At 73.2% G+C, this 6,064-nt stretch carries 6 protein-coding genes and 1 pseudogene; 5 read left to right on the plus strand and 2 right to left on the minus strand.

The features are described 5' to 3' along the window. Nucleotides 1–34: 34 nt before the first annotated feature. The gene (locus ACZ7CD_RS39805; protein ID WP_458432944.1) at nt 35–1,024 is read right to left on the minus strand and encodes a MerR family transcriptional regulator; all 990 of its coding nucleotides are present in this window, start codon (nt 1,022–1,024) and stop codon (nt 35–37) included. 72 nt (nt 1,025–1,096) lie between these two features. Here ACZ7CD_RS39805 and ACZ7CD_RS39810 point away from each other — a divergent pair, with 72 nt between their 5' ends. The 5 genes from ACZ7CD_RS39810 to ACZ7CD_RS39830 all read left to right on the plus strand — a co-directional run bounded on the left by ACZ7CD_RS39810 (nt 1,097) and on the right by ACZ7CD_RS39830 (nt 5,733). Continuing rightward, nucleotides 1,097–2,002, plus strand: a complete 906-nt coding sequence (locus ACZ7CD_RS39810) for a tetratricopeptide repeat protein (RefSeq protein ID WP_458432942.1) — start codon at nt 1,097–1,099, stop codon at nt 2,000–2,002. A gap of 67 nt (nt 2,003–2,069) precedes the next feature. Next, on the plus strand, nt 2,070–3,227 hold the full coding sequence (locus ACZ7CD_RS39815) for a S8 family peptidase (RefSeq protein ID WP_470372093.1): 1,158 nt from the start codon (nt 2,070–2,072) through the stop codon (nt 3,225–3,227). 97 nt (nt 3,228–3,324) lie between these two features. Beyond that, nucleotides 3,325–4,236 (plus strand): helix-turn-helix domain-containing protein, encoded by a 912-nt coding sequence (locus tag ACZ7CD_RS39820; RefSeq protein ID WP_470381011.1) that lies wholly within the window; start codon nt 3,325–3,327, stop codon nt 4,234–4,236. A 169-nt stretch (nt 4,237–4,405) separates the two neighbouring features. Continuing rightward, complete coding sequence (locus tag ACZ7CD_RS39825; protein WP_360399921.1) at nt 4,406–4,993, plus strand: papain-like cysteine protease family protein; 588 nt, start codon at nt 4,406–4,408, stop codon at nt 4,991–4,993. An 8-nt stretch (nt 4,994–5,001) separates the two neighbouring features. Continuing rightward, entirely contained in the window at nt 5,002–5,733 is a 732-nt protein-coding gene (locus ACZ7CD_RS39830) for a hypothetical protein (protein WP_470372095.1), read from the plus strand. A 40-nt stretch (nt 5,734–5,773) separates the two neighbouring features. On the opposite strand, the pseudogene ACZ7CD_RS39835 reads toward ACZ7CD_RS39830, so the two are convergent. Then, nucleotides 5,774–6,064, minus strand: a pseudogene (locus ACZ7CD_RS39835) (cytochrome bc1 complex cytochrome b subunit); the annotation flags it as partial.

A 6,064-nucleotide genomic window follows, 5' to 3' on the forward strand; every position in this document is an offset into this window, starting at 1 on the left:
GCGACATCCCGGTACAGTCCACAATGGACTGAGATCAGCGCGGTGCCGCGGAGGCCCGCAGGGCCGCGGCCAGCCATTCGAACGGGAACTGCTCGGGTTCCGCGCCGTTCACGGTGCCGACCAGCGCCATGTACCGGTCGAACGGCCCCTCCGGGTCCGGTGGGGTGCGCTCCCACTCCGCGCCCGCGAGCATGTGGTCGGCGGTCTGGAGGCGGAACTCCGGCGTGTCCGGTGTGCGGGGGACGTCCGCCACCGCGAAGACGCCGGTCAGCCACTCGATCCAGCGGTCGGCGACGTCCAGCCCCCGCGGCGAGTCCGGTGGCACGCCCTCCCGTGCGGCGTCCATCGCCGCCTGGCCGATCGGCGTGGCCTCCTCGAAGGCCTCCAGCATCGGCGCCGAGGACATCACCGGTCCCGCGCCGGTGGTGCAGACCTCGTGCAGCTCACGGCGCAGGGCCTGCCGGACGTCACCGTCGCGCACCAGCTCCGCCAGCTCGATCCACGCCTCCAGCTGGGCCGCGGTGGGGTGGTCGGGCAGCACCGGCCGGGCCGCCCGCCACCACTCGACCATGCGCTCCGGTGCCTCCCAGCCCGTGGTGACCTCGGTCCAGAACTCGTCCACGAGCCGGTCGCGCTCCTCGTCCGACATCCCCACCAGCCGGTGCATCAACGTCGCCTGCTCCGCGGTCGAGTCCTGCCGCAGGATGGCCGACAGCACCGCGCGCCGGCTGCGCAGCCGTGCCTCGTGCCCCTCCAGCAGGGTCAGGTGGGTGGCGGCCAGGTCGCGCAACGTGGCCTCGCCGGCCAGCACCCGGCGGATCTCGTCGAGGCCCGCGTCGAGCTCGCGCAGCGTCCTGACCAGTTCGAGGCGGGCGATGGCCGACACGTCGTACAGGCGGTGCCCGGCCGGCGTGCTCGCGGCGGGGGAGACGACACCGGCGTCCGCGTAGTACCGGACCGCGCTGACGCTCAGGCCCGTCCGCCGTGCGACGTCACCGATCGGGTACAGCTCGTCCATGTCCATGACGATCACTATGCGATCTCAAGTGGCTTGAGGTGCAACCCCGCGCCCGGACCGGTCCGTAAGGTCCGCTGCATGACGAACAGCCCCTACGAGGTTCTGGCCGGTCTGCTGCGCGACCAGGAGGCGAGCGGCGCGGACCTGTACGCCGCCGCGTGCGAGGTGCGGGAGTGCTTCGTGCGCAGCGAACACCTCATCGGACTGTTGCCCGCGGACGCGCCGCGGCTGCTGACGGCGGGACTCACGCGGGCGGGCCGCGCCGGTGTGGTGGAGGCGTGGCTCGAGCTGGGCCGGCTGCTCGCGCACGGCGCGGCACCGTGGGCGCCGTACCCGGAACAGGACGTCCCGGCGTCGATCGAGGCGTACCGCGAGGCCGACCGCGCGGGCTCGCTCGCCGGTGCGCTCGGGTGGGTCCGGATCGCGTACTTCGCGACCAGCGCCGAGCACGAGCAGGACGCGGCCCGGCGGCTCGACGAACTGCTGGCGGAGCACCCGGCGGACCCGGACGTCCTGCTGCTGTCCGGTTACCTGCGCTTCCGCGGCTACGGTCACCCGGCCGACCCCGCGGCAGCCGTGCCGTTCCACCGGGCGGCCGCCGAGCACGGCAGCGGTGACGCGGCGTTCGAGCTGAGCGTGCTGCACGCGACGGGGACGGGCGTGCCGGCGGACGACGACGAGTCGATGCGGTGGACCGTGCGCGCGGCCGAGCTGGGCAGCGTGCGGGCCATGGGCAACCTCGGCTACTACTACGCGACCGGCCGCGGCGTCGAGCACGACCCCGCGAAGGCCCTCGACTGGTATGGCAAGGCCGCCGACGCGGGCCACGGGAAGAGCGCTTACACCGCGGGCGTCATGTGCCTGACCGGCGACGGGGGCCTGCCCGTGGACGAGCGCCGGGCGGCGGAGTTCTTCGACCTGGCCGAGGAGCTCGGCGTCGACGTGGACGACCACCTGGACGCGATGGGCCTGTCCCGCGCCTGACCCGGCGGGCCGGCGCGGTCGGTCCTACGGTTCTGGCACCCCTGTTGCCGTCCTGATCGGAGCCACCATGCGAAGGCGACTCACCCGCACCGCACTCGCGGGTCTGCTGGGCGTCACCAGCGCGCTCGGGAGCACCGCGGTCGCGGACGAGGACACCGCGCGCTACGTGGTGCTGCTCAGGAACACGCCAGCGCTGCCCGGCGTCGTGCACACGGCGACCGTCCTCGGGGGAGTGGTCCACAGGCGGTTCGATGCCCTCGGCGCGTTTTCCGCCGATCTGACGCCCGCGGACGTCGACCGGCTGCGCCGGGACCCGGCCGTCGCGCTGGTGCAGGAGAACCGGGTGCACCGCGTGGAGACCGCCCCCGCGGCCGCTCCCGCCGCCGTGCCGTGGCACACCGACCGCGTCGACCAGCGCGGCCTGCCCCTCGACGGCACCTTCGCCCCCGGTGGCACGGGAGCCGGCGTCGACGTGTACGTCGTCGACAGCGGGGTGCGCACCACGCACGCCGAGTTCGAGGGACGCGCGGAGAGCGCGTACAACGCGGTCGCGGACGGCAACGGCGACACCGACTGCGCCGGCCACGGCACGTTCGTCGCGAGCCACGTCGCGGGCCGGACGTACGGCGTGGCCAAGAAGGCGAACATCAAGGCGGTCCGCGTCCTCGGGTGCGACAACTCCGGCACGACCGAGGACATGGCCGACGGGATGAACTGGACGGCGCTCAACGCGCCGCGCGGCTCGGTGGTCAACGTCAGCCTGCAGAGCTCGCACGGCAACACCGACACCGTCCTCGACGCCGCGGCGGGGAAGCTGGTGGACAACGGGATGCTGGTGGTGCTGATCGCGGGCAACTTCGCCAGGGGCGACTGCCGGAACTCGCCGAAGGACCCGCGCGCGATCACCATGGGCGCCACCACGCGGACCGACTCGCGCAACACCGGCACCAACGCGTCCAGCTACGGTAGCTGCGTGACGGCGTTCGCGCCGGGTGCCGACGTCACCGGCGCCGGCAGCTCGGGTGACACGGCCGTGCTGAGCGGCTGGTACGGCACGTCGTTCGCCGCTCCGCTGGCCGCGGGCGCGGTCGCCATCGCCAAGGAGGCCGACCCGGACCTCACCCTGGAGCAGGCCGTGCGGCTGGTCGTCGACCGGTCGACGAAGGGCGTGCTGACCGGCGTCGGCACCGGCTCGCCGAACCGGTTGCTCTACGCCGGGTCCTGATCGGACCGCCTGCCCTTCCCCGTGCCGGTCCCCGCCCACTACGGTGGCCGGTCACGGCTGCCACGCCGGGTGGGGCCGCATCGGAACGGGGGTTCTGATGGGTGTGGACGAACTCGGCGACGCACTGAGGTACGGGCCGTTCCACCGAGCGCTGCGGGCGGCGATCGACCGCCGCGGCCTGTCGCTGTCCCGGTTGCGCGCGCACCTGGCGCGGATGGACCTGGCCGTGGCCGAGTCGACCCTGAGCTACTGGCAACGCGGGATGCGCCGGCCGGAGGGACCGCGTGCGTTCGCGTTGATCAGGGGGCTCGAGTCCGTGTTGGACCTCGCCCCGGACTCGCTGACGACCCTCGTGGGCCCGCGGGACCACCCGGTGCGGGTGCCGACGACGTCGTTCATCGAGCTGTCACCGCTCGGGCCGACCACGACCGAGCTGCTGGCGAGCCTGCTCGACGACCCGGCCCGGTGCAACGCGGGGCTGGAGGTCGCGCTCACCCAGGAACGGGTCGTGCTGGGCGACCGCGGTGAGCAGCAGGACGTGACGACCCGGATCGTGCTCACCGCCGGCAACCCGGGCCCGACCCGGTACCTGGCCATCTACCACGGCGACGACGACTGCGACATCGAACGGGCGAGCGTCGTCGCCGGAGACGGGTGCCGGATCGGGCGGGTGCGCCGGGCCGACCGCTCGATGGTGTTCGAGCTGCTGTTCGACCGCAGCCTCGACGAGGGCGAGACGGCCGTCGTCAGCTACACGGTCAACGACCGGTCGGGCACGCCGTGCCCCGGTTACACGCGGATGTTCCGCGACGGCGCCGGTCCGTACCTGCTGCAGGTGGCGATGACCGCGGAGGCGCTGCCGAGCAGGTGCACGCGGGTGCTGGGCACGCGGGAGCACCAGCCGCCGGTGGAGGTCACCGACCTGATCTGCGACCGCGCGCTGGTCGCGAGCGCGTTCTTCCCCGTCGTCCACCGCGGTGTCGCCGGCATCGCCCTGGAGTGGCGCTGACCGGGTTCGCGGAAACATTCACACCGCCGTGGCGGAAGCCGACGTTCGCGTTGTGAACGGTCGCGCCGCCCGCGCACCGATCTTGTGCCCGTCCCCGCCTCGTGGCCATCGTTCGGCTGTGCCCGGAACTCACCGGGGAACACCCTCGACGTCCACGAAAGGAGGGCCCGTGAGCACCCTGCGCCCACGAGCTCTTGCCGCGGTCGCGGCGGTGGCGGCGGGATGGCTGCTCGTGCAGCCCGTCGCCACCGCGGCGCCCGACGTCTCCGCCCTCGGCCGTCTCAACTTCACCATGCAGGCCCAGGAGCAGACCCAGTGGTGCTGGGCCGCCGCCGGCACCAGCATCGCCCGCTACCACGGCACCTCGGTGACCCAGACGCGGTTCTGCCAGCTCGCCCACGACGAGTCGGGCACGAGCTGCCGCAACAACCAGGGCGACCTCGGCGAGGTCCGCGAGGCGTTCTACGACCTCGGCTACTCCTCGCCGGGCAGCTACCTGTCGGGCACCGTCACGTTCGCGTCCATCCGCGACCAGATCGACCGCGAGCAGCCGATCGAGACCCGCATCCTGTGGTCCTCCGGCGGCGGCCACATGCACGCCGTCTACGGCTACGAGGTCGACAGCAGCAACCGCCAGTGGGTCAACTGGGCCGACCCGTGGGGCAGCAACACCCGCTACAACCGCTCCACCTACAGCAGCTACCGCTCGAACACCTCGTTCACCTGGACGCACACGCTGACGGGCATCAACCGGTGAGGACGGCCATGAACACCCGCAACCTCACGGCCGCCGCGGTGCTGTCGGCCGTCGTCCTGCTCGCCGCGGGACCGTCGGCCCACGCGGACGAGGCGGTGTCGGCCGCCGACCTCCAGGCGGCACGGGCGGCCGCCACCGAGCAGTCCACCGTGGACGCCGTCGCGGACTTCCTCGGCGACCTGCGCGGCAAGGGCGCGGCGACCGTTGCCGTGCGGGACGGCGTCGTCCCGGTGTACACGCTCTCGCCGGAGTTCGTCTCCGGTGCCAGGGACGCGCAACCGGGCAAGCTCGCCTACGTGGCGGTGCCCGCGTCGTCGAGCGATGGTCAGACCTCGACCATCCAGACCGTGCGCGGCGCGGACGGCCGGTGGTCCGTGGCCAACCTGGCCTCCGGTGACCAGGAGTCCACACTGGCCGCGAAGCTGCCCGCCGGTGCCACCCTGCTGCACGAACCGCAGGTCAACGCCTGGTACGCGCAGAAGGGCACGCGGCTGACCGTGCTCGACGCCGGTGGCAGCGGTCGTCGTGCGGGGGAGCGGCTGACGGTCGCCGAGTACCAGCGGGCGGTGGCGAAGGCGTACGGCGGCAAGCAGAGCGGGTCCGCCTACGCCGCCCAGGGCCTCGCGGGTGGCTTCGGTCCGCAGTCCGGTGAGGACTCCGTGCTGCCGCTCGTCGGCCTCGGTGCGCTGGCACTGCTGGGATCGGCGGCGTTCGCGCTGCGCGTGGCTCGGCGCGACTGACGGGCCGATGGGGTGCCGCGCAGCCGCGGCACCCCGTTCCTCAGGCCTTGGGGTCGGAGGGCTTGCCGGCCAGCTCGCCCGCGGTGTCCTCGGCGCTGAGGCCTTCGGAGACATGCGCCCTGCGGCGTGCGTTCTCCAGGGCCACGGTCTCCTCGACCGGGTCCGGCGACCACGTGCTGCCCGCGACCGGGTGCCCGGCCGAACCGAGCTTGTTCATCTTCTTCGGCACCGACGCGCCCTGATAGGCCAGGGGGATCGGGTGACCGTGGTCGTCCACCGGGCCCAGCGGCTGGTGGACCTCGATGAACTCACCGTGCGGCAACCGCTTGAT

This window comes from Lentzea sp. NPDC036949, from assembly GCF_055608075.1.

Excerpts from the sequence above, each read along its gene's own strand:
- ACZ7CD_RS39820 (WP_470381011.1), top strand. The coding sequence starts at position 3,325 with ATGGGTGTGGACGAACTCGGCGACGCACTGAGGTACGGGCCGTTCCAC.
- ACZ7CD_RS39805 (WP_458432944.1), bottom strand. The coding sequence starts at position 1,024 with ATGGACATGGACGAGCTGTACCCGATCGGTGACGTCGCACGGCGGACG.
- ACZ7CD_RS39810 (WP_458432942.1), top strand. The coding sequence starts at position 1,097 with ATGACGAACAGCCCCTACGAGGTTCTGGCCGGTCTGCTGCGCGACCAG.
- ACZ7CD_RS39815 (WP_470372093.1), top strand. The coding sequence starts at position 2,070 with ATGCGAAGGCGACTCACCCGCACCGCACTCGCGGGTCTGCTGGGCGTC.
- ACZ7CD_RS39830 (WP_470372095.1), top strand. The coding sequence starts at position 5,002 with ATGAACACCCGCAACCTCACGGCCGCCGCGGTGCTGTCGGCCGTCGTC.